General features: G+C 52.8%; 15 protein-coding genes and 4 pseudogenes. 14 read left to right on the top strand and 5 right to left on the bottom strand.

Annotated elements, in window-relative coordinates:
• Nucleotides 1-25 precede the first annotated feature (25 nt).
• Nucleotides 26-257: pseudogene (locus ACLH0J_RS30170) on the bottom strand (DEAD/DEAH box helicase); the annotation flags it as partial.
• A 191-nt stretch (nt 258-448) separates the two neighbouring features.
• Between ACLH0J_RS30170 and tnpA the strand changes: the two are divergent.
• From tnpA to ACLH0J_RS30145, 5 genes and pseudogenes are all read left to right on the top strand, one after another.
• Complete coding sequence (gene tnpA / locus ACLH0J_RS30165; RefSeq protein WP_073844970.1) at nt 449-781, top strand: IS66-like element accessory protein TnpA; 333 nt, start codon at nt 449-451, stop codon at nt 779-781.
• Complete coding sequence (gene tnpB / locus ACLH0J_RS30160; protein WP_024073357.1) at nt 778-1,113, top strand: IS66 family insertion sequence element accessory protein TnpB; 336 nt, start codon at nt 778-780, stop codon at nt 1,111-1,113. Before tnpA ends, tnpB begins: the two co-directional genes overlap by 4 nt.
• A gap of 61 nt (nt 1,114-1,174) precedes the next feature.
• Nucleotides 1,175-2,482 (top strand): annotated as a pseudogene (gene tnpC / locus ACLH0J_RS30155) (IS66 family transposase); the annotation flags it as partial.
• A 578-nt stretch (nt 2,483-3,060) separates the two neighbouring features.
• Nucleotides 3,061-4,722, top strand: coding sequence for a group II intron reverse transcriptase/maturase (gene ltrA / locus ACLH0J_RS30150; RefSeq protein WP_024073359.1), 1,662 nt, complete (start codon nt 3,061-3,063; stop codon nt 4,720-4,722).
• Nucleotides 4,723-4,826: 104 nt separating this feature from the next.
• Nucleotides 4,827-5,048: pseudogene (locus ACLH0J_RS30145) on the top strand (transposase domain-containing protein); the annotation flags it as partial.
• Between the two features lie 38 nt (nt 5,049-5,086).
• On the opposite strand, the gene ACLH0J_RS30140 reads toward ACLH0J_RS30145, so the two are convergent.
• Nucleotides 5,087-6,049, bottom strand: a complete 963-nt coding sequence (locus tag ACLH0J_RS30140; protein WP_024073360.1) for an arsenic resistance protein — start codon at nt 6,047-6,049, stop codon at nt 5,087-5,089.
• A 93-nt stretch (nt 6,050-6,142) separates the two neighbouring features.
• On the opposite strand from ACLH0J_RS30140, the gene ACLH0J_RS30135 reads away from it, so the two are divergent.
• The 4 genes from ACLH0J_RS30135 to ACLH0J_RS30120 all read left to right on the top strand — a co-directional run bounded on the left by ACLH0J_RS30135 (nt 6,143) and on the right by ACLH0J_RS30120 (nt 10,393).
• Nucleotides 6,143-6,577, top strand: a complete 435-nt coding sequence (locus tag ACLH0J_RS30135) for a MerR family transcriptional regulator (RefSeq protein WP_024073361.1) — start codon at nt 6,143-6,145, stop codon at nt 6,575-6,577.
• Between the two features lie 265 nt (nt 6,578-6,842).
• Nucleotides 6,843-6,974 (top strand): hypothetical protein, encoded by a 132-nt coding sequence (locus tag ACLH0J_RS30130; protein ID WP_024073362.1) that lies wholly within the window; start codon nt 6,843-6,845, stop codon nt 6,972-6,974.
• 514 nt (nt 6,975-7,488) lie between these two features.
• On the top strand, nt 7,489-9,948 hold the full coding sequence (locus ACLH0J_RS30125) for a heavy metal translocating P-type ATPase (RefSeq protein WP_024073364.1): 2,460 nt from the start codon (nt 7,489-7,491) through the stop codon (nt 9,946-9,948).
• 46 nt (nt 9,949-9,994) lie between these two features.
• The gene (locus ACLH0J_RS30120) at nt 9,995-10,393 is read left to right on the top strand and encodes a zf-TFIIB domain-containing protein (protein WP_073844972.1); all 399 of its coding nucleotides are present in this window, start codon (nt 9,995-9,997) and stop codon (nt 10,391-10,393) included.
• 124 nt (nt 10,394-10,517) lie between these two features.
• On the opposite strand, the gene ACLH0J_RS30115 is transcribed toward ACLH0J_RS30120, so the two are convergent.
• Complete coding sequence (locus tag ACLH0J_RS30115) at nt 10,518-10,799, bottom strand: DUF411 domain-containing protein (RefSeq protein WP_181125140.1); 282 nt, start codon at nt 10,797-10,799, stop codon at nt 10,518-10,520.
• Between the two features lie 233 nt (nt 10,800-11,032).
• On the opposite strand from ACLH0J_RS30115, the pseudogene tnpC (ACLH0J_RS30110) reads away from it, so the two are divergent.
• Nucleotides 11,033-11,877: pseudogene (gene tnpC / locus ACLH0J_RS30110) on the top strand (IS66 family transposase); the annotation flags it as partial.
• 761 nt (nt 11,878-12,638) lie between these two features.
• Here tnpC (ACLH0J_RS30110) and ACLH0J_RS30105 read toward each other — a convergent pair.
• Together ACLH0J_RS30105 and ACLH0J_RS30100 are read right to left on the bottom strand one after the other, a co-directional pair.
• Nucleotides 12,639-13,313: a heavy metal response regulator transcription factor gene (locus tag ACLH0J_RS30105; protein ID WP_019818115.1), complete on the bottom strand. Its 675-nt coding sequence runs from the start codon at nt 13,311-13,313 to the stop codon at nt 12,639-12,641.
• A 495-nt stretch (nt 13,314-13,808) separates the two neighbouring features.
• Complete coding sequence (locus ACLH0J_RS30100) at nt 13,809-15,152, bottom strand: OprD family porin (protein WP_024073368.1); 1,344 nt, start codon at nt 15,150-15,152, stop codon at nt 13,809-13,811.
• Between the two features lie 392 nt (nt 15,153-15,544).
• Here ACLH0J_RS30100 and ACLH0J_RS30095 point away from each other — a divergent pair, with 392 nt between their 5' ends.
• The 4 genes from ACLH0J_RS30095 (at nt 15,545) to ACLH0J_RS30080 (ending at nt 21,781) form a co-directional block, all read left to right on the top strand.
• Nucleotides 15,545-16,816 carry a TolC family protein gene (locus tag ACLH0J_RS30095; RefSeq protein WP_131672237.1) on the top strand — a complete coding sequence of 424 codons (1,272 nt, stop codon included), beginning with the start codon at nt 15,545-15,547 and terminating at the stop codon, nt 16,814-16,816.
• Nucleotides 16,817-16,883: 67 nt separating this feature from the next.
• Nucleotides 16,884-18,128 (top strand): efflux RND transporter periplasmic adaptor subunit, encoded by a 1,245-nt coding sequence (locus ACLH0J_RS30090; RefSeq protein WP_024073370.1) that lies wholly within the window; start codon nt 16,884-16,886, stop codon nt 18,126-18,128.
• 24 nt (nt 18,129-18,152) lie between these two features.
• Nucleotides 18,153-21,305, top strand: coding sequence for a CusA/CzcA family heavy metal efflux RND transporter (locus ACLH0J_RS30085; RefSeq protein WP_024073371.1), 3,153 nt, complete (start codon nt 18,153-18,155; stop codon nt 21,303-21,305).
• Nucleotides 21,306-21,454: 149 nt separating this feature from the next.
• Entirely contained in the window at nt 21,455-21,781 is a 327-nt protein-coding gene (locus tag ACLH0J_RS30080) for a DUF2790 domain-containing protein (protein ID WP_019818112.1), read from the top strand.
• The last annotated feature ends 334 nt before the right edge of the window (nt 21,782-22,115 follow it).

Below are 22,115 nucleotides of genomic sequence, written 5' to 3'. Positions count from 1 at the left end.
TGGCCACCCGAAGGTGGCCGTCAAACTATGAAGCAATGAGCTGCCTTGCAAGTGTCATTTCAACTGAATCACCATCTTGGTTCAGCGAGTCGAGACCAGAATCTGGCACATCTCCCGACGTGCTTTGAATCACGGCGATTTTCTTGGCCATCAACTGCAGGCAAGTAATCTGAGAGCTGCCGGCATAGCCAAAAAAACACCCTCACTGGCTGCTTTTGCCCAATCCGCCATCACCGTCGAAATGCCTGTTGCAAGGTGTTGGGTAAAGCCATATACCGTAGCCCCACTGCGCGGAGTAAAGTCTTAAAAACCCGTGATAATGATCTGCGGAGTCAGAATAAAGTGGGTAACCGTCCGGCCAGGTCATCTACCCAGCTCTGCAAAGCGAAGACATGGTGTGCATTTAAATTAAGTGGACACCAATTCTAGCCTTTCAAGCGGGTATTTCATGCAGCCAACACGCCGTTCCTATTCCAAATCCTTCAAAGCCCAGATCATTCAAGAGTGCGCCCAACCAGGCGCTTCGATTGCCAGCGTCGCGCTCGGCCATAGCCTCAACGCAAACCTCGTCCACAAATGGATTCGGCTGCAAACGCAGAAAATTCCGGCACACCCACCTGCATTTATTCCGTTAGCCATGCCGCTGGCGGGGGCGAACTCCCATCCAGCATCATCGAATATCTGCGTTGAAATACAGCACCCGCGCGCCATCATCAAAGTGGACTGGCCCACTGAAAGTGCTGCCGCCTGCGCGACTTTTCTTCGAGATATTCTGCGATGATTCACATCGACTCCATCTGGCTCGCCACCGAACCGATGGCCATGCGCGCAGGCACCGAAACGGCGCTAGCCAAGGTGATCGCGGTGTTCGGTGCGGCGCAGCCGCACTGCGCTTATCTGTTCGCCAACCGCCGCGCCAATCGCATGAAAGTGCTGGTGCATGACGGCTTCGGAATATGGCTGGCGGCGCGCCGGTTAAACCAAGGCAAGTTCCACTGGCCTGGCATCCGCCATGGTCCTGAGATGGAACTGGATGCCGAGCAACTTCAAACGTTGTTGCTGGGGCTGCCATGGCAACGCGCAGGTTCTGGAGGCTCGATCACACTGCTTTAACGGCAGCCATTAGCCTATCGGTCTATCGTCGCGAAACGCCCGCTCTGGCAAAGTCCGGCGTATGACTTCTTCGCCCAATCTCGACCAACTGTCTCCCAATCAACTGCGCGTCCTCGCAGCGCAGTTGCTCTCGCAAGTCGACACTATGGGCAAGAAAATCAACCGTGATCAAACAGTCATTGAGAAACAGACCCACGAGATCGCCCAGCTCAAGCGTTTGAAGTTTGCCAAGCGCAGCGAGCAGATGAATCCTGAACAGGCCAGCCTGCTAGATGACCTGATCGATACTGATATCGCGGCGATTGAGGCCGAGCTTCAGGCGTTGCAAATAGCACCAGAGGCGACCGAGGAAAAGCTAAGGCCCAAGCGCACGGCATTGCCGGCAGAATTTCCGCGAACGTTGATCCATCACGAACCGGACAACACTCACCGCCCATGCGGCTGCGCCCTGAAGCGCATCGGTGAGGACGTTAGCGAGAAGCTGGACTACACGCCCGGCGTGTTCACCGTCGAACGCCATGTCCGTGGCAAGTGGGTCTGCGATAACTGCGAAACGCTGATCCAGGCACCGGTTCCGCCGCAGGTCATTGATAAGGGCATCCCGACTTCGGGCCTGCTCGCACACGTCATGATCGCCAAGTTTGCTGACCATCTGCCGCTTTACCGTCAGGAATCGATCTTAGGTCGAGCGGGCTTGGCGATTCCACGTTCAACCTTGGCTCAATGGGTTGGCGTGACCGGAGTTCAGTTGCAGCCGCTGGTCGATGCGCTGCGCGAAGTAGTGCTTGGGCAACAAATCATCCACGCAGATGAAACACCGGTGCAGATGCTCATGCCGGGAACAAAGAAAACCCACCGCTCCTATGTGTGGTCCTACGCTACCAGCCAGTTCTCGGATGTGGCAGCGGTGGTTTATGACTTCAGCCCCAGTCGCGCCGGAGAGCATGCTCGCGACTTCCTTCAGGACTGGAATGGCAAGTTGGTCTGCGACGATTTTGGCGGCTACAAGGCCAGCTTTGAACTCGGCGTGACCGAGATCGGCTGCATGGCCCATGCACGGCGCAAGTTCTTTGAACTGCACGCTACGAATAAAAGCACGCTCGCCGAGCAAGCCCTGCGCTATATCCAGTTGTTGTACGAAATCGAAAGAGAAGTCAGAGACCTGGAGCCGGATTTACGGCGCCGAATACGGCAAGAAAAAGCCGTACCGGTGAAGGATAGGCTGCATGCCTGGATGAACGCGCAGCGTGATCTTGTGCCCGAAGGTTCGGCCATCAGCAGAGCGCTCGATTACAGCCTTAAACGCTGGGCAGCGCTGTCGCGCTACCTCGATGACGGGGCGGTTCCCATTGATAATAATTGGGCGGAGGTGCGACACGAAGTCGCTTAATGAAGTTGTTCCCCCTTGGTGGGAACCACCCGTGTCACCGGGTGAATCTAGAAGGCTGAATCAAGAGCGCCTTCGACAATGTTACGAGGCGCCGCAAGGTGCGGGGTACCAATCGTGAGAGGCGTACCCTTCTGGCAGCCATGGCCGGACAAGTGCTAGATAGTTGGTATGGTGAACACACGTGAATCTGCGCAACGATCGTTAAATTAAGCGAGCGGAAATGGCTTACACGCTCGAACCAAAATGGTAATGGAGGTGGGAACTGCGTCTTTCTACTACGCATTCGTGACCCACATGCCTCCCGGTCGATAGCAGGCACCTAACCCGACGCACTTCAGTAAGCGGAACGTGGAAATCCCGTATCGCTCCCGTCAGGGAAAGCCGTTTGTAAAAATTGCCCATGGCGGTGCGGGCGAAGGAACGAGGAAAAAGCGAACGCCGTCCTGTAATGGGTTGGATAGAGGTTGAAACATCACTTCACGCGAAAGCGGGCAGACGTCCTCATGGTCTCTCTTCACACGAGAGTAGGTAGAACCCTTTCAACGGAAGGAGAGCAAATGAACGCAGCAGCATTGGCGTGTGCACCTTCCGGCACGTCGTGGGACAGCATCGATTGGATCGCCGTACAACGTCGTGTCAGAGGGCTGCAAGCGCGTATTGTGAAGGCTGTACAAGATGGCAGACATAACAAGGTGAAAGCCCTGCAATGGCTGCTGACTCACTCGTTCAGTGGCAAGGCATTTGCTGTGAAACGGGTGTCTGAAAACAAAGGCAAAAATACCCCCGGCGTGGACAAGGTTACTTGGAATACGCCTAGGGCCAAGCTCGGCGCGATAGAGTCGTTGACGCGGCGAGGTTACTCGCCGCTCCCGCTTCGGAGAGTGCTTATTCCGAAGAAAAACGGCAAAACGAGACCTCTTGGAATTCCCGCGATGAAATGCCGGGCCATGCAGGCGCTTCATCTGCTGGCTCTGGAACCGATAGCGGAAACTACCGGCGACCCGAACTCTTATGGGTTCAGGCCGGAACGCTCAACTGCGGATGCCGTCGCACAGTGCTTTGGTGTGCTGTCACGAAAAGCAAACGCGGAATGGGTGTTAGAGGGCGACATTCAAGGCTGTTTCGACAATATCAGCCATGACTGGTTGATCGCCAACATTCCCATGGACAAGGCGATTTTGCAGAAATGGCTCCGGGCTGGTTATGTCTACCAAAAGCAGCTATTCCCCAGCCACGCCGGAACCCCGCAGGGAGGCATCATATCCCCGGGGTTGGCGAACATGACGCTGGATGGGTTGGAAGCGATGCTGGCGAAGAGATTTCCCAACGCGAAGTGGACAGCCCGAAAAATGCGCGTGGTGCGTTATGCAGATGATTTCATCATCACTGGTTGTTCGAAAGAATGGCTGGAGAATGAAGTCAGGCCCGCCGTGGTTGAATTTCTGGCAGAGCGTGGACTTGTCCTCTCTCCGGAAAAAACCAAGATAACGCACATAGGGGACGGGTTCGACTTCCTCGGATGGAACCTGCGCAAGTACAACGGCAAGCTCCTGATCAAGCCGTCCAAGGCGAACATCGGGGCTCTACTTGCCAAGCTGCGAGAGTTGATCAAGACCAACAAAACGATACGACAGGCTAACTTGATAGGTTTGCTCAACCCGGTTCTACGGGGCTGGGCGAACTATCACAGTCATGTCGTCGCCAAGAAGGTCTTCAACCAGGTGGACAGCGCAGTGTGGGAAATGCTCTGGCGATGGGCGGTACGTCGCCACCCTCGCAAGACACGCCGATGGGTGAAGGATCGGTATTTCAAAGTACAAGGGGCGCGCCGTTGGGTGTTCTCGTGTACTGAAAAATCCGCCGATGGTCGGAAGCGTCAGTACACGCTAGTAGACGCCTCAGACACACCGATTGTGCGACATATCAAGATTAAGGCTGCTGCCAACCCTCACGACCCTGCATGGGATGAGTACTTCGAGTCCCGCTGGGGCAAGAAGATGCTCACTTCCGTTAAAGGTCGAGCCAAGCTGTATCGGGTATGGGTGCAACAGGGCGGCAGGTGCTGCGCCTGCTTCAAGCCGGTGACCAAAGACACACCGTGGCACAGTCGCCATATTGTGAAGCTAGGTCATGGCGGGACGGACGCTGCGGCTAATCTTGAGATTTACCACCTGCGTTGCCCACGAGATGTGCAATTTGCCAATGTCGACGATGTATAACCGGGTGCCCAATGGCGCCTTAGCAGAGGCTTGAGCCGTGTGCTGGGAAACTCGCATGCACGGTTCTTAGGGGGTTGGACGCGGGCAACCGCGTCTGACTACCCGACAACCAGATCCGGCCATGGGCTCTTGGGCGCAAGAACTGGCTCTTCGCCGGGTCGCTACGCAGCGGAAAACGGGCTGCGGCGATCATGAGCTTGATCCAGTCAGCGCGGCTGAATGGCCATGATCCGTACGCCTATCTAAAGGATGTTCTCACGCGCCTGCCGACGCGGCGCGCGAGTGAGATTAACAAGCTGCTGCCGCACAGGTGGGCACCTGTTTAATCGCGCAGGGTGTTTTGTGCTTATGTCTTCCCTGGCATCTACATTTTGCGCCACACCAAAGCAGGAATTGCTCGGATGTAAATTAGTTCGCTGACCAACTCAATCAGCGTTTGAGTAATCACTGCTGCCGCAGCGAGCCCTCTGATTTCCTCGGGCAAGGCCAATGCCAATGGTAGAACTACCAATGAGTTTCGTGTCGAACTGCTGAAAGCGACAGATCTTGCCGTGCTAGCCGGTAACTTAAACGCCCGAGCCACCAGCGCACCCACCACGGGTGCCAAGAGCATGAAACCAATGTAGACGGGAATAACAGGCAGCAGCTTGTCCATGTCTCTGACCACCGTTGAAATCTGAGAGCCGATCACTACGACCAATACAGCCGCCATAGCTGGCACAGGCATCCAAGCCCATACATTGTTCCAGCCCTCAACGATGCGTGACCCCTTTGCCCCGGCAGCTGTTGCTACTGCCAAGACCAAGGGTAAAGCGATCAGCACTACGAAGGCCTCAACAAATGGGCCGACCGATATAACCACCGCCGAGTCATCACTCACCATGAAGGCTAGATAGAGGGGTAGTAGCACAAGCTGAAGCACGAGTAGTAATGGTGTTGCCGCCAGAGTCAGTTTGGAGTCGCCCTTACCGATATGGGTAAACACAACAACATAATCGATACAAGGCGTCAGCAAGACCAATAGTGCGCCCACCAAAATCGCCGGGTGGTCGGCTAGGCCCATCGTCAACGCCCAAACCAACAGGGGGATGGCGACGAAATTGGCGGTCAGCAGCGCGGTCATGAAACGCTTGTTTGCAAGCCCTTTGCGAAGATCCAAGAATGGGATCTGCAGAAACATGGCGTACATCAGCACAGCGATGGCTGGTGTCACCAACGCACCTAACGCTTGAGAGGCATCAGGTGCGAGCAGGCCCCCGATAGCCGCGACAATGACCGCGACGAAGTAAACGGGAATCTGGTTCTTCTCTAGCTGTTCTCTGTCCACGGAATGCCCTTAAAACGCGTGAAATCATTTTTCGATTGAGCAGGTTAATATCTGTAGCTACTACAGGTTCAAGAAAATGCTTGGGGAGTTTGGATGTCAGGAATCGGAGCGCTGTCGAAATCAACGGGTTGCCACATTGAAACGATTCGCTACTACGAGAAAATAGGCCTTCTCCCTCCGGCCCTACGGTCGACAGGGCGGCATCGAATCTATACCGAAAAGCATCGGTCACGACTCATCTTCATCAGGCAGAATCGTGAACTGGGCTTTCCACTCGACGATATCCGCGAACTCATTGCGCTCGCGGCAGATGCTGATCGTCCGTGTGCTGATGCGTTGTCGGTGGTCAAGAAGCACTTGGCAGAAGTGGAATCTAAGGTAGCTAAGCTCCTGCAGATCCGGATAGAGCTGCTCTCAATGGCAGGCACGTGTGAGTCAAGATGCCTAGGCTCGAACACTCCAGACTGTACGATTATTGAGTCACTGTTCGAACCCGCTGCTGGGGCTCGCTCTGGTTGCTGCTCCTAGACGAGTCAAGAGCATAGGGGAGCAAGCTGCCATTGAAACCGAATAGCGCGATAGTCTCGACAGGGTCTTTCGAGCGTCCGTCTACACCAAACGGGCTGGTGCAAGATGTGTTCGGCAGACGCTTACTAAAGTGGTGCGCCACTGCTGGCATAAAAATATCAAGCTATAGTGTTTGGGGCCCTCAATCTCGTGACCGTACTGAGCGAACGCTTACACGGCAGACGTTTGCCAGGGCATATACCTATCAACTGAAGGAGCAAGTTCTATGGCCATCAAACCTGGGCCCAAGCCAATTGCCGAATCAACCGGCAAGACAGACCAGCGTCGCCGTGTAACCCCCGAGAACAAGCCTAAGCATCCCGACCTGGACGTGCATAAGCACAAGAAGGGTGATTGATGAGACCCCGCCAGACATGGCGGGGTTTTATTCTCGGTTAGCAGGTGTCACCGGATTTCCAGTGGGCATCTCCTAATTAATGCCGAAAAGCTTGTAGTAGGGTTGTTGAGGAGGACATGCTGGTGCGACTGTGTCGAGGAGCTTTCTGGATATTTCTACCCTTAACCCTGTCGGCTACCGATGGTAATGAGCGCTTAGAGAGGTCTACAGCCGACACATGCCAATGGCGTCGAAAACCATCATGGCGGATTTCTCCAAACGTTTACTCGTAGGCTTCACAACGCGATTGACGACTTGCTCGATATGCATGACTCCCAGGGTGAAAGCTGAGTGGGCATTTGAGGTGCTGACCAACCTGGCTGATGCATCGCAGCATGCAGCTATCAGGCGCTCGCACTGAGGGACGTAGACTCGAGCGGCGCCCTCGGCCCAGTCGAAATTTCAAACTCATTGCTTGACACTGTAGCTACTACAGGCTGTTCAATGACGCCATATCCTTATTGGTAGATGCGTCATGAGCCAGGAAAACCCGTCGAAAGCCAAATTGCACCTCGTGCCGAAGTCGGACGATTGCTGTTCTGCTGACCCCCGCGAGACCTTCGCCAAACAGGTTCATTCTCGTGCACATCATGTTGAGCATGGGCCTGATCACGCCGAGAGCTTGGGCAGAACGGGATCGCATGCGTGCGGTTCGAAGGATTCTCAGCCTTGTGGAGCCAAGTCCACCGACCATAATCAAGACCATAGCGCACACGATCATGGCACTTCAGCTCAAGCCCATTCCGATGCCGACCATTGCTGTTTGAGCAAAGTGGATTCCGCAGGGGCGGTGACTTCACATTCGGCCATGGCTGAGCCAGAAGGCACGACCCTGGTTCGGTATCGCATTGATAAGATGGATTGCCCTACCGAAGAGCGGCTAATTCGTAATCGCTTAGAGCCGATGCCTGGCATCGCACGACTTGATTTCAATCTGTTGGATCGTGAGCTGACAGTGCATCATCGCTTGGATGATCCGAAGGCGATAGTCATCGCTTTGACCGCGCTGGATATGGGGCCCAATCTCATCGAGGCCGGCGCAACCCCGAATGCCATTTCACCTGCTCTGACGACGCGCTTGAAAGGGCTGCTGGCGGTCAGCGGTCTAGCTGCCATCGCCGCTGAAGTGATCGCTTGGACGACCGGACAGGAGGGTTCTTTGCCTGTAATGTCCTTGGCTGCGCTGTCCATTCTTACTGCTGGTCTACCAACTCTGAAGAAGGGGTGGATCGCTGTAAAGAACTTCACATTGAACATCTACTTCTTGATGTCTTTGGCTGTCTTGGGTGCCATGGTGATTGGCAAGTGGCCGGAAGCCGCGATGGTGGTTTTCCTTTTCGCTATTGCCGAAGCCATCGAAGCACTCTCACTTGAGCGAGCGCGTAACGCGATTAAATCGCTGACTGCATTAGCTCCTGAGACTGCGGAAGTCATGACCGAAGCTGGCTGGAAAGAACACCCGGTTGAGAATGTCGTTCTCGGCAGCCGTATTCGTGTTCGCACAGGGTCGCGGGTACCGCTGGATGCGAGGGTGGAATCTGGTCGTGCTGCTCTCGACCAAGCCCCTATCACTGGTGAAAGCTTGCCAGTAGATAAGGCAGAGGGGGATCCGCTATATGCTGGCAGTATCGTGACAGACGGCGTCGTGGAGGCGACTGTCACGGCAGTCGCTGGCGAAAGTACGCTCGCTCGTATTGCTGCCGCGATTCAGGATGCGCAGTCTCAGCGGGCGCCGACGCAGAGGTTCGTTGACCAGTTCGCACGGTATTACACCCCAGCCGTAGTGGCGGTGGCATTTCTTGTTGCCGTTTTAGGCCCAGTGCTGCTTGGTGGTACGTGGGGTGAATGGTTGTATGAGGCCCTGGTGTTGTTGGTCATCGCGTGTCCTTGTGCCTTGGTCGTCTCAACGCCTGTCACTGTTGTGAGTGGTCTTGCCGCAGCCGCACGGCATGGAATCTTGATCAAGGGTGGTGCCTACCTGGAAAGCGGGCGCCTGCTGAAGGTGGTTGCTCTGGATAAAACAGGCACGTTGACTCAGGGCAAGCCAGTTCTGACTGACTCAGATATATTCAGTGACTTGTCTATCGAGAAGGCAACTTTGATTGCTGCGAGTCTTGATGAGCAAAGTACCCACCCAGTAGCGAAAGCATTGGTCAATGGGTGGAAATCGCAGCAGCCTGGCGCTGTGGCTCTGCCTGTCAGTGACTTCAGTGTGCTAAATGGCCGAGGCGTGAAAGGCACGATCGACGGTCATCTTTGGCATCTAGGCAACCATCGTTTGGTTGAGGAGTTGGGCGTGTGTTCTTCGGAGCTGGAGGCCAGACTTTCACGGCTTGAGGAAACTGGCAAAACGGTGATCGTGCTATGCGGCAATAGCGGCCCCGCCGCGATATTCGCGGTCGCAGACACAGTCCGACCGGAGAGTGTTGAAGCTGTGGCTGCTTTGAAGGCTTTGAACGTGGTTCCAGTAATGCTGACTGGGGATAATCCTGCGACGGCGAGGTCGATCGCTGAGCAATTGGGCATCGAGGATGCCCGTGGAAATCTGATGCCAGAGGACAAGCAGACTGCAGTCGCTGAACTCAAACGCAGATATGGCGCCGTTGGGATGGTTGGTGACGGCGTTAATGACGCCCCCGCCTTAGCGCAATCCGATATAGGTTTCGCAATGGGAGCCGCAGGGACAGCGACAGCTCTCGAAACAGCTGACGTTGCGATCATGGACGACGACCCTCGAAAAATCGCGTACTTTATCAGCCTGAGTCGCCGATCCGCCTCGGTTCTAAAGCAAAACATCATTTTGGCTCTGGGCATAAAAGTTGTCTTCTTGGCGTTGGCTCTCTCTGGTTTCGCGACATTGTGGATGGCCGTTTTCGCCGACATGGGGGCGAGCTTGCTCGTCGTATTCAATGGCTTGCGGCTGCTGCGTCGGTGAAATGGCTGCTGCGTTTTATATAGCTCATTCGCTGGAGGAGAGAACCATGCACTGCCCAGTTTGCAAAGAAGTACTGTTGGTAATGTCGGAACGTCAAAACGTTGAAATCGACTATTGCCCGCAATGTCGAGGTGTTTGGCTTGACCGGGGAGAACTCGACAAGATCATCGAGCGTAGCCAGCAGGAAGAACAAGAAGCTCGTTTTCTTCCACAGAGCGTATCTCAGTCGCTGCAAGGTACACCTCCGTCTGAACCTGTGTATGCCCAGCCGTCTTCTGGCCACCATGACAACAAACGCGGCACTAAGCACGGCCACTCCGCGCCGCAGCCTGGTCACGGTGGTGGTTGGCGGGACGGATATCAGAACGGCCATCAGAATCAGTCGAGGCATCAGGAAGAGCAGGTTTATCATAAGAAATCGTTTTTACGGGAAATTTTCGACTAATATTTGCTTGGATACAGCGATCCGCTAATCAGACTCCAGCCGGAAGATTTGATCAGCCGGCTGTAGCTTTTTCGAAACCCGGTATCCGGTATTCAACCAGTTTAGTAGAGCGGTTCCTCAGCCACTAGCGGGCCCGAAAATCCTGTAAAACCGTCTCTCCCCTTGACTTGCTCATCCCAATTACCGGGTAGGCGCTGCGTCGGTCACCTGACTCCATTCCGAGCGATCCCACGGGCATACCGAAGGCAGCTATTCCGTCCAGATTGGCTCGTCGACTTAGTTCAGCAATTTGTGTGACCGGAACATGGCCTTCGACGAATTTCCCACTTACAACTCCCGTGTGGCACGACGCCAGATTTACGGGTACGCCGAGCTTCTCGTTCATATCGCTAATGTTGTTTTCCATATAGTCGACCACTCCTTCAGATAAGCGATCCACCTGGTCCAGCAGCCACAGTTAGGGGCTTTGTAGACGGCAATTGATTACGCTGCCTGTAACAATGAGGCTGCATTTAGCGTTGCAACGAGTGCAATGACTTGAACGGTCTTTTTGAATGAATTCATGGCTGATGCTACTTAACGAAGAGAAAGAGAGGAGGAGTTAGCGTGCATAGCCTCACCGACGGTGGCCAGATGGCCGTGACTGGGGTTCAGTTCCAGCCGCTGGTTGATGCGCTGCGCGACGTGGTTCTCGGGCAGCAGATTATTCAAGCCGATGAGACACCTGTGCAAATGCTCATGCCGGGAACTAAGAAAACCCACAGTTCTTATATTTGGTCCTATGCCACCAGCCAGTTCTCGGACGCGGCAGCGGTGGTTCACGACTTCAGCCCTAGCCGCGCCGGAGAACACGCTCGCAACTTCCTGAATGACTGGAAGGACAAGCTGGTCTGCGATGATTGTGTCGGTTACAAAGCCAGCTTCGAACTAGACGTGACCGAGATCGGGTGAATGGCTCATGCGCAACGTAATTTCTTTGAGCTGCACGCTAAGAATAAAAGCACGCTTGCGGAGCAAGCTCTGCGTTATATCCAGTTGTTGTACGAAATTGAAAGCGAAGTCGCGATCTGGGGCCGGATTTACGACTCCGAATACGGCAAGAAAAAGCTGTACGGGTGATGAATATGCTGCACGCCAGGTTGATTGCCTAGCGTGACCTCGTGCCTGAAGTCTCAGCCATCAGCAGAGCACTCGATTACAGTCTCGAACGCTGGGCAGCGCTGTCGCGCTACCTCGATGACGGGGCTGTACCCATAGACAATAACTGGGCAGAGAACCAGATCCGATCATAGGGCCTTGGGCGCAAGAACTGGCTCTTTGCAGGGGCCTTACGCAGCGGAAAACGTGCGGCAGCGATCATGAGTCTGATCCAGTCTGCGCGCCTGAATGGTCATGATCCGTATGCATATCTGAAGGATGCTCTCACGCGGCTGCCGACGCAGCGGGCGAGTGAAATCGATCAGTTGCTGCCGCAATCTTTTTAATCACGCAAGGCGTGATGCCCGGACGCTTATGGCGATACTCAAGCTAATGCAAAAGTTCTGACGATTGAGCAAGTGTGACGGCTTAACCCGACGGCAAGGGGAGGTGTCGAATATCGTCAACCATCAACGCAAAACGCCGTAATCGTTTCAATATGTAGCTTTCACTGTAGAGTTTAAAAGCGTTATGCAATGAGCTTGCAAGGTATCTAGAGAGCCGGAGTGATTCACTTGCTCGCCTTCAGAGATCATAGAGTATGCGACCTTTAAGTCACGACCGTATTGTCCACTCCATGGCATGCTTAGGCTTCATGCCCCGGTAGATTTATCATATCCACACGCAACTACATGGATATGTGCGCCGTGGCACCGTCACGTAGTTCGTCTCACCAGATTATGAGAGTATCAACTGATAAAAATCCACGTTCCTTGAACTACACTTTATCATCGGCAACTACGTTACTCACAAATACCTAAAGTGAAAGCGGGTCTGAACGCTTCCACATACATTGGACACTGAAATCCAGCTTGTGGATAAGCATTATCGAGCGCTGTTTCGGGGGGGTATGGTGTTTTTTCGCACCACGGTTTTGGACCGGTAGGCGAGTTGAAAGCTTCGATTAGCAAGTTTTTTGCGCGCCGAAATGTATATCCGACGCGGTAGGCCAGAAGCGCCAAGTGAAAGACAAACTTGGATGAAACCTGAAGTGCCCGTGAGTCGGCGAAATCACAGGAGCGTATGTGATTGCTTCAAGAACAGCACGCTAGCGTTTTTCTAGAACATATCCTACGCCTCTGAGTGTATGTATCAGTTTGTTTTCAAAAGGATCATCCATCTTGGCTCTTAATCTTCTAATTGAAACTTCTACAACATTTGTATCGCAGTCGAAATTCATGTCCCATACCTGAGATATGATCTGTGTACGACTCAGGACAATTCCCGTATTTCTCATTAAATAGTGCAGAAGTGCGAATTCCTTCGTTGTTAAGTCGATACGCTGACCGTCTCTAAACGCCCTATGACGGCTTTGATCCAGCTCCAGATCGGCTACGCGAATGATCTCAACAGATGCTGGATTATCAGACCTGCGCATCAGTGCGCGAACTCGAGCAAGCAGTTCCGGGAATTCAAAAGGCTTAATTAGGTAATCATCTGCACCATTCTCTAGTCCTCTGATTTTATCAACCAAGCGACTTCGAGCAGTAAGCATCATAATTCTACAAAGACAATTGTTTCTTCGCAACAATTCAAGTACCTGCCACCCATCCATCTCCGGCAGGTTGATATCTAGGATGATTAACTCGTACATATGTTGTTTGGCCAGAAAAAGCCCGTCGTATCCGGTATGTACGCAATCCACGATATAACCGCTCTCCGTAAGGCCTTGGCGCACATATTCGGCAGTTTTTACTTCGTCCTCAATTACCAGAATTCGCATTGGATTTTGTCTCGATATGACTGAGCTGTTTTAACTACGCGAATGCGCTGTCATCATTGGCAGGAATGATAATTCAAAACCACTTGGGTGGGGGCTAAATAACGTACTTGTAATCAGTGAGCAATACACTTGATAACATCGCGATATATTATATCGTGGCTCGGACCAACCAGTTGCGGGTTATTTCTCTACTGCTGAATTGACCTTATGAAATGTTGGGTTGTTTTTTTTATTATGGCCATTTTATTCCGTGCAGATGAGGGCGATTTTTCTCATGCTGAAGAAGGCGGTCACTGGTGCAGTCATGAACTCCATCGGGACGCGGTGCGCGTACTCGAAGATTTACTCGAATTTTAGGTAAAAAAAAGCGCCCCAGGGGGGCGCAAAATATTCACCTTTTACCAAAGGAGCATTTAAGCAACTCAAGGTGAATTCTTTAAGCTCGCTATTTTTGTTTTAGGCGAGTCACATGAATAAATCGATCTTGTTTAGGGCTCACAGTATCGAAAGTGGATATTCAACGATCAGGCGTACTTCATCCAAGTCCGATTCGAATGCAGTGGCACGAGTATTTGCTTGACGTAATCGCAAGGAAAGATCTTTCGCCGCACCTGTTTGTACGACGTATTTGACTTCAATATCACGCTCCCAACGTTTTTGATTCGTGAGCGGATCGCCGTTACCATCAGTGCGCATATAGAATTGATTGGCGTTCGAATAGTCTGCACCAGAACCTCTGGCATAACGAGTCATGAACGATAGCCCCGGAATACCGTAGCTGGTCATGTTCAAGTCGTAGCGCAGCATCCAAGAGCGTTCCTTCGGTGAGTTGAAGTCGCTGTACTGTATTGAGTTGTCAACGAAGATTGAGTCTGATTGACGAAGGTAGTCGAAGTCGTCATCGCCATTGTTTCGCTGATGAGACAGTGCAAGAGTATGCGCACCGTACCGGACGCCGAGCTTGGCGCTCCATATATTGTTGTCGAATTCGCCCAGGCGCTTCTTGCCTTCATCTACAGCTTTGTAGTAGTTGAATCCGCCGATAAGCGTCAAATCATCGCTGAGTGGGTAAGTGAGGCTGCTACCGGCATAGTATTGATTCCAAACATCCTTCAATTGGCTGGCGTAAAGGCTCACCGTGATGTTGTCGTTGACTTGGTAATCACCGCCGCCGTACCCAATCCAAGGCGAGTTGACCGGGCCGGCATAAAATGTGGCAAAGTTATCGTTCAAGTTGCTGGAACCAGGCTGGCTCATCGCATGCAGTCGACCACCCTGCAAGGTTAGGCCTTGAATGCTACTATTTTCGACCGTCACGCCGCGGAAACTTTCAGGGAGTAAGCGAGAATCTCCCGATGCCACGACGGGTGTTGCGGGGAAAACATCTCCAACCTTTACGACAGTATCAAACAGCCGAAACTTCGCTGCTCCACCCACCTTAGTGTATTCATCACGTGCTTCGCCGTCACCGTTAACAGGCAGCACGTCAAAGCTGCTACGGCCACCGTTGCGCCCGCCACCAGTATCAAGCTTGATGCCAATCATTGCAAACGCATCTATACCAAAGCCCACAGTGCCCTGCGTAAAACCAGAGTTGAATTTAGTGATTATCGCATGTGCCCAAGCTTCGGAATAACCGTTGGTATTGCCTTTGCCGCTGTTGAAAGTCGGCGCAGATGCATCACGATTATCACGATTGAAATAGAAGTTGCGGTTTAGAACAGTAAGGCTGCTACCTTCAATAAAACCTTCTGGTTTACCTTCCGCTTGTGCCGTGAGGGCATAGCTTCCAGAAAAAGCTGAAACCGCAGCCAAATACAAAGTTACTTTGTGTCTCATGCGATGCTCCTTTGATTACGGCAGTTTTTATTATGATTTACCTACGCGGGTATAGTCTGTTGTTTTGGCCCGGTGGAGCACTTAGAATAGCGCCTGGGTCATATTTGCAGATCAAAGATAACGAGTCGGTGACGGGGTGATTACAATTCTGTTATCAGGTATTTCCACCGTTGCAGGGCTTCCAGAATCTTTTTCACTAAATCCCTGCGTTTCGCCTGAAAGCTTTCTATTTCGACTATCCCCCCAGGGTTTCTAACGAAATTGTAATTTTATAGCCACCCCTCTGATAGTGATCGCTGATTAGAGTGCCATCACCTGATCCAGAGGAGCTTGGCAGCTGTTTAGGCGTTCTCGCCAAGCTTTATCAAAGTTTGTGCATGAGGACTATCAAAGTGCCCTGGTATAATCACATTGCTTTATCTAAAACCCCCATCTTTCCTTTGAAAGTCTTTGTGTTCTGTATGGTCTTGTCTGGATTGTGGGTGCCTGCCGCATTTGCCCAGAGTCTCAGTCTGGCTGAAGCGCTTTCGACGGCAATAGACGCTAACCCCGATCTTGCAGCAGCACGTCAAGAGATCGGAATCTCTGAAGGAGTGCGCAAGCAGGCTGGACTCATCCCCAATCCTGAAATTTCTTATCAAGTAGAAGACACCCGTCGTAATACCAGCACGACGACTGTCGCGCTTAGTCAGCCGTTAGAGTTGGGTGGCAAGCGACGTGCTCGTGTCGAGGTTGCAACCTACGGTCAAAGCGTCGCGCAGTTAGAGCTGGACCGTCGAGTCAATAGCCTTCGTGCAGATGTTGTTCAATCTTACTACGCTGCTTTGAGAGCTCAGACCGGCTTGAATCTGGCAAAACAATCATTGGAGCTCACCGAACGCGGTCTGCGCATCGTCGATGGACGGGTGCGTGCCGGTAAGTCCTCGCCGGTGGAAGCCACGCGCGCTCAGGTGCAACTGGCTGAAGCCAAGTTACAGGTAAGGCGCGCTGAAACCTTGAAGTCAACGGCTTACCAGCAATTGGCCCAGTTAATAGGCAGTTCGGTCACTGCATTTGATCGTCTTGACTCGCCAGACCTATCTCCCGGCAAGCCGCCGCAAGCTACAGAATTACTGGCGAAGCTCGATCAAACCGCAGATATGCGTCAAGCGCTTGCTCAAATAGATAAGAGCGATGCCTCACTAGGCGCGGAAAAGGCGCAGCGCATCCCGAATCTCACCGTGAGTGTTGGTAGCCAATACGACCGCTCTATTCGCGAGAGGGTCAATGTCGTGGGGCTGTCGATGCCTTTACCGCTGTTTGATCGCAATCAGGGCAACATTCTTTCCGCTTCTCGCCGCGCAGATCAGGCCCGAGACCAGCGAAACGCTGTTGAGCTCAGGCTACGTTCCGAAACTCAAACCGCAGTGAATCAGTGGGCTACCGCCATGCAGGAGGTCGAGTCCTATGACAAGACGATCCTGCCTTCAGCTCAACAGGCCGTGGATACCGCAACTCGTGGATTTGAGATGGGCAAATTCGGTTTCATCGAAGTGCTGGATGCTCAGCGCACCTTGATAGTTGCTCGTGGCCAGTACCTCGACTCTTTGGCGGCTGCGACCAATGCGCGTGCTCAAGTGGAAAGGGTGTATGGCGACGTCGGCTTGACTGCCAATACGCGCTGAACAGGCCAGGCATTTTCCTTGTATGCGTCTTTGAATAAGCCGGTACCTAAGATCAGCAGGAGTAGCAATGGATAACAAACGCAAGATCGCGCTCGCGGTAATCGCTGTGGCAGTCCTCGGATTTGGCAGTTTCGCCTGGAACTCCAGTTCCGAGCAGCCTCCAGTCAGTAAGGCCGAACATGGCACTGAAGATGGCCATGAGAGAACTGCTGTAGCACCTGCTAAAGACGGGGGGGATGAAGGTCACGGTGAGGAAGGCCACAGCGAAAATGCCAATGAGGAAGAGGGCAAGATGACGCTTAGCGCCGAGCAGATTGAGGCTGCGGGCGTCGTTCTGGAAGCAGCTGCTCCCCGTGAGATTAGCACTATTGTGACTTTTCCTGGCGAAATACGGTTTGATGAGGACCACACCGCACATGTGGTACCTCGCGTTCCTGGAGTTGTTGAAAGCGTTCAGGCGAACCTGGGCGAGTCGGTCAAGAAGGGCCAAGTCCTTGCGGTGATTGCCAGTCAACAGATCTCGGATATGCGCAGTGAGCAACAAGCTGCACAGCGACGTGTTGAGTTGGCACGCTTGACTTTTGACCGCGAGAAGCAGTTGTGGCAGGACAAAATCTCCGCCGAGCAAGATTACCTTCAGGCGCGACAAGCTTTGCAAGAAGCTGAAATATCACTGGCCAACGCTAAGCAAAAGGTCGGAGCAATCGGCGCTTCGGTCAATTCTGCAGGCGGTAACCGCTATGAACTGCGTGCGCCTTTCGACGCAGTTGTAGTGGAAAAGCACCTGACCGTCGGTGAGGTGGTCAGCGAGGCAACCAATGCTTTCATCCTGTCCGATCTTAATCAGGTGTGGGCAACTTTCGCGGTTCCTCCTGGCGATCTCGGAAAGGTCGTGACTGGCCGCTCGGTAAAGGTTTCTTCTCCTGACATGAAGGCTGAGGTCGAGGGCAAGGTGGGTTACGTAGGCAGCCTTTTGGGCGAGCAGAATCGTGCAGCGCCCGTCCGTGTCACTCTGACCAATCCCAATGGGGCCTGGCGACCGGGGCTGTTCGTGAGCATCGCAGTCACGTCACAAACTGATCAAGTTGCTGTAGCTGTTCCAGAGTCAGCGGTGCAGACCGTCGAGGAAAAAACTGCAGTTTTCGTGAGGACCACTGAGGGCTTCGACACTCGCAGGGTAACTCTAGGTCGCCGTGCCGGTGGCTATGTGGAAATAACCGAAGGCCTCCAATCGGGTGCCCAAGTGGCAACCAGTGGCAGCTTCACGCTCAAGTCTGAGCTTGGCAAAGCGTCTGCCGAGCATGGCCACTGATGCGAATTTACAGGATGATTTCTTATGTTTGAACGTATCATCAGATTCGCCATTGAGCAGCGCATCGTAGTAATGATCGCAGTTCTAATCATGGCCGGTATAGGTATCTACAGCTACCAAAAACTGCCCATTGATGCGGTGCCTGATATCACAAACGTCCAGGTGCAGATTAACACTGGCGCCCCTGGTTACTCGCCGTTGGAAACCGAACAGCGGATCACGTTTCCAGTTGAAACGGCCATGGCCGGTCTTCCGGGCCTTCAGCAAACCCGATCCCTATCTCGCTCCGGCTTGTCACAGGTCACCGTGATCTTCAAAGACGGTACTGACATCTTTTTTGCCCGCCAACTCATTAACGAGCGTTTGCAGGTTGCAAAGGAACAGTTGCCAGATGGGGTCGAGGCCGTCATGGGGCCTGTATCCACCGGGCTTGGTGAAATCTTCCTGTGGACCGTTGAAGCGGAAGATGGCGCACTCAAAGAAGATGGTACTCCTTACACTCCCACCGACCTGCGAGTGATCCAGGATTGGATTATCAAGCCGCAGCTGCGCAACGTCCCTGGTGTTGCCGAGATCAACACCATCGGTGGCTTCGCCAAGCAGTTTCTGATTGCGCCGGACCCGAAGCGGTTGGCTACCTACAAGCTGACACTTAATGACCTGGTAGTTGCATTGGAAAGCAACAACGCCAACGTGGGCGCCGGTTACATCGAGCGTAATGGTGAGCAGTTGCTCATTCGTGCGCCGGGTCAGGTAAGCAATATCGAAGATATTGCCAACATCGTAATTACCAGTGTAGATGGCACGCCGATTCGCATCAGCAACGTTGCTGAAGTCAGCATCGGTAAAGAACTGCGAACGGGGGCTGCTACTGAGAATGGTCGCGAAGTAGTACTCGGTACCGTATTTATGCTGATTGGTGAAAATAGTCGTACAGTGTCCCAAGCTGTGGCCACCAAATTGACCGACATCAACCGCACCCTGCCGAAGGGCGTGGTTGCTGTGACCGTTTATGACCGTACCAACTTGGTTGAAAAAGCCATTGCGACGGTGAAGAAGAACTTGGTGGAAGGCGCGATTCTGGTAATTGCTATTCTCTTCCTGTTCCTCGGCAACATCCGCGCAGCACTGATCACCGCAATGGTGATCCCGCTGTCCATGCTATTTACCTTCACAGGTATGTTCAACAACAAGGTTAGTGCAAACCTAATGAGTTTGGGAGCACTCGACTTTGGCATTATTGTAGATGGTGCCGTGGTTATAGTAGAAAACGCGATCCGCCGACTGGCTCATGCGCAACACAAGCATGGTCGCATACTCACCAAAGCAGAACGCTTCCATGAAGTCTTTGCCGCTGCAGGTGAAGCTCGCCGGCCACTGATATTTGGCCAGTTGATCATCATGGTAGTGTATCTGCCGATCTTCGCCCTAACCGGCGTCGAAGGAAAAATGTTCCACCCCATGGCATTCACTGTCGTAATGGCGCTGCTGGGGGCAATGATTCTTTCCGTAACCTTTGTTCCTGCTGCTATCGCCATGTTCATCACTGGCAAGGTCAAGGAAGAGGAGGGCGTGGTAATGCGCACCGCCCGACAGCGCTATGAGCCGATACTGCAATGGGTTCTTGGGCACCGGAACATTGCGTTCTCGGCTGCAGTAGCTCTGGTCGTACTTAGCGGTATACTTGCAAGTCGTATGGGTAGCGAGTTCATTCCCAGCCTTAGTGAGGGCGACTTTGCGATGCAGGCTATGCGAGTGCCCGGAACGAGCCTTACTCAGTCCGTCGAGATGCAACAGCGCCTGGAGAAAGCGGTAATAGCGCAGGTCCCAGAAGTAGAGCGGATGTTCGCACGCTCGGGTACTGCAGAAATCGCATCTGATCCAATGCCGCCTAACGCCTCTGACGCCTACATAATGCTTAAGCCTCAGGATCAGTGGCCAAATCCCAATAAGCCTCGTGATGAGCTGATCGCTGAGGTGCAGAAAGCCGCAGCAGGTGTCCCGGGAAGCAACTATGAGTTGTCCCAGCCGATCCAGTTGCGTTTCAACGAGCTGATTTCGGGCGTGCGTAGTGACGTTGCGGTGAAAGTTTTTGGCGATGACATGGACGCGCTCAACAGCACCGCCAACAAAATCGCGGCATCGCTTAAAGCGGTACCGGGCTCATCGGAGGTCAAGGTTGAGCAGACTTCCGGCCTTCCTGTGTTAACCATCAACATCGACCGCGAAAAAGCAGCACGCTACGGTTTGAACATCGCGGATGTGCAAAACTCAATTGCTATTGCTGTGGGTGGCCGCCAGGCAGGTACATTGTATGAGGGCGATCGTCGGTTCGATATGGTGGTGCGACTGCCTGAGACCGTGCGCACTGACGTAGCGGGTATGTCCAGCTTGCTGATTCCTGTGCCTGCTAATGTTGCTCAGGATGCTAATCAGATAGGGTTCATTCCTCTGTCCCAAGTCGCTAATCTTGACTTGCAGTTGGGCCCGAACCAGATCAGCCGCGAAAATGGGAAACGGCTGGTAGTAGTTAGTGCAAACGTTCGAGGCCGTGACCTAGGCTCGTTCGTTGAAGAAGCGACTAAGTCGCTGGCTACTGTGCAGATCCCAGCAGGCTACTGGACTACCTGGGGTGGCCAGTTTGAGCAGTTGCAATCAGCAGCCAAGCGTCTGCAGATCGTTGTTCCAGTCGCATTGCTTCTGGTCATGACACTGCTGTTCCTGATGTTCAACAACTTGAAGGATGGCATGCTGGTCTTCACCGGAATTCCATTCGCACTCACCGGCGGTGTAGTTGCACTGTGGTTGCGGGATATCCCGCTGTCTATCTCGGCGGGAGTTGGCTTCATTGCGCTGTCCGGTGTGGCAGTTCTAAACGGCCTGGTTATGATTTCTTTTATCCGCGGGCTGCGGGAGGAAGGACGTACCCTCCGGCAAGCGGTAGATGAAGGCGCGTTGACACGGTTAAGGCCCGTTCTGATGACAGCCCTAGTCGCATCCCTCGGATTTATCCCGATGGCTCTCGCAACAGGTACCGGTGCTGAAGTTCAGCGGCCACTGGCGACAGTGGTGATTGGCGGGATTCTTTCGTCTACCGTGCTTACTCTGTTGGTGCTTCCTGCTCTGTATCAATGGGCACACCGCAAAGATGATGATGGTGATGAAGCGGGTAGCTGATAGCCCATAACAGAAGCCCACAGCAACGTTGTGGGCTTTTCATTCTGGATATTGTTGTCACCTTTCAAAATTGTAAGTTTACCGTCATGCCGGTGATGCCTGTGAGTTGATAAGGTTACTCCCAATAAGATTGATATTGAGAGGACCTTATGAAAAAGCTTATCATTGCGGCAGCCCTAGCTGTTTTGCCTATAGTTTCACAAGCTACTACGTTTTCCGAAAAGAAGCAGTTGCAATATATTCAGGAACATCAGAACGCCGTGGCTAGCTATGCGGCGAAAAATAATAAGCCAATACCAGAGATTCAGGACTACAAGTATGGAATGAAGATTGATGTTGCAAAATTTGTGCGTCAGTCCCAGGATCCCCGTACTTGCGAGGTGTATCAACGGTTGATGACCTACGAAGACTCGCGGGGTGAGCTTAATACGATTCGTTATTCTTTGTTTTCCCAATGTGTCAACAACAAAAATTGAATGCATCGATAGGATTTTTAGAGGCCATAGAAAAACGCCAGGCGATGCCTGGCGTTTTCTATGGTCCTTGACATGTTTTAACCAAAGATTGTCAGTCCTTGCCCCCCTCCCCAAAAGTAAGTCAAGTCCAGCTAAAAAATTTAGGCCGGCGAATTTGCACTCAGAAGCAGCGAATTTTGAAAAAAACTGATTTCTGTGACATCCAGGCAAAGCATGAGCACTGACTCAGTCGAAGTGCGGCTTGATAAGGGTGTTTATTGGAAAGTTTATAATTGGCTCGGGGCTTAGGCTTACTTAAAGACTTAACTCCGGATAATTGCTTTAGGTGAGTCCT

It is taken from the genome of Pseudomonas sp. MPB23 (assembly GCF_046605395.1).
Taxonomy (GTDB): Bacteria; Pseudomonadota; Gammaproteobacteria; order Pseudomonadales; family Pseudomonadaceae; genus Aquipseudomonas.
Note: the sequence above shows the minus strand (reverse complement) of the source record. Positions and strands in the feature narration are given on the sequence as shown.

Excerpts from the sequence above, each read along its gene's own strand:
- tnpB (WP_024073357.1), top strand. The coding sequence starts at position 778 with ATGATTCACATCGACTCCATCTGGCTCGCCACCGAACCGATGGCCATG.
- ACLH0J_RS30085 (WP_024073371.1), top strand. The coding sequence starts at position 18,153 with ATGTTTGAACGTATCATCAGATTCGCCATTGAGCAGCGCATCGTAGTA.
- ACLH0J_RS30135 (WP_024073361.1), top strand. The coding sequence starts at position 6,143 with ATGTCAGGAATCGGAGCGCTGTCGAAATCAACGGGTTGCCACATTGAA.
- ACLH0J_RS30100 (WP_024073368.1), bottom strand. The coding sequence starts at position 15,152 with ATGAGACACAAAGTAACTTTGTATTTGGCTGCGGTTTCAGCTTTTTCT.
- ACLH0J_RS30125 (WP_024073364.1), top strand. The coding sequence starts at position 7,489 with ATGAGCCAGGAAAACCCGTCGAAAGCCAAATTGCACCTCGTGCCGAAG.
- ltrA (WP_024073359.1), top strand. The coding sequence starts at position 3,061 with ATGAACGCAGCAGCATTGGCGTGTGCACCTTCCGGCACGTCGTGGGAC.
- ACLH0J_RS30105 (WP_019818115.1), bottom strand. The coding sequence starts at position 13,313 with ATGCGAATTCTGGTAATTGAGGACGAAGTAAAAACTGCCGAATATGTG.
- tnpA (WP_073844970.1), top strand. The coding sequence starts at position 449 with ATGCAGCCAACACGCCGTTCCTATTCCAAATCCTTCAAAGCCCAGATC.
- ACLH0J_RS30120 (WP_073844972.1), top strand. The coding sequence starts at position 9,995 with ATGCACTGCCCAGTTTGCAAAGAAGTACTGTTGGTAATGTCGGAACGT.
- ACLH0J_RS30090 (WP_024073370.1), top strand. The coding sequence starts at position 16,884 with ATGGATAACAAACGCAAGATCGCGCTCGCGGTAATCGCTGTGGCAGTC.
- ACLH0J_RS30130 (WP_024073362.1), top strand. The coding sequence starts at position 6,843 with ATGGCCATCAAACCTGGGCCCAAGCCAATTGCCGAATCAACCGGCAAG.
- ACLH0J_RS30115 (WP_181125140.1), bottom strand. The coding sequence starts at position 10,799 with ATGGAAAACAACATTAGCGATATGAACGAGAAGCTCGGCGTACCCGTA.
- ACLH0J_RS30080 (WP_019818112.1), top strand. The coding sequence starts at position 21,455 with ATGAAAAAGCTTATCATTGCGGCAGCCCTAGCTGTTTTGCCTATAGTT.